A 705-nucleotide genomic window follows, 5' to 3' on the forward strand; every position below is an offset into this window, starting at 1 on the left:
GATCACCACGGTGAATTTCGGCACAGACGCCGTCGCGACCGCCGTCACCAGCTTGGCGCCGTCGCGCGCGATGCCGCCGGCCTCGTATTTCTTGCCGACCATGAAGCCGGTGATGTTCTGCAGGAACACCAGCGGAATGCCGCGCTGGCAGCACAGCTCGATGAAATGCGCCCCCTTCAGCGAGCTCTCGCTGAACAGGATGCCGTTGTTGGCGATGATGCCGACCGGATAGCCCCAGATATGGGCGAACCCGCACACCAGCGTCGTGCCGTAGAGCTTCTTGAACTCGTCGAACTCGGAGCCATCGACGACGCGGGCGATGATGTCGCGCACGTCGAACGGCTTGCGGCCATCGACCGGCACCACGCCGTAGATCTCCTCGGCCGCGAACAGCGGATCGCGCGGCGGATGCATGTTGAGGTTCGGCCGGCTCGACGGCTTCAAGGTGCCGACGATGCGCCGGGCGATGCCGATCGCATGCGCGTCGTTCTGGGCGTAGTGATCGGTCACGCCCGATTGCCGCGAATGCACGTCGGCGCCGCCGAGCTCCTCTGCGGTCACCACCTCGCCGGTCGCCGCCTTCACCAGCGGCGGGCCGCCGAGGAAGATGGTGCCCTGGTTGCGCACGATGATGCTCTCGTCCGACATCGCCGGCACATAGGCCCCGCCAGCGGTACAGGACCCCATCACGATCGCGACCTGCGG

The 705-nt window shown here is 66.5% G+C and carries 1 protein-coding gene; it reads right to left on the reverse strand.

The genetic code is table 11. The features are described from left to right. A partial coding sequence (locus AC1D00_RS43995; protein WP_477015055.1) for an acyl-CoA carboxylase subunit beta occupies positions 1-705 on the reverse strand: 705 nt, incomplete at both ends.

It is taken from the genome of Bradyrhizobium sp. P2_E8 (genome assembly GCF_056403875.1).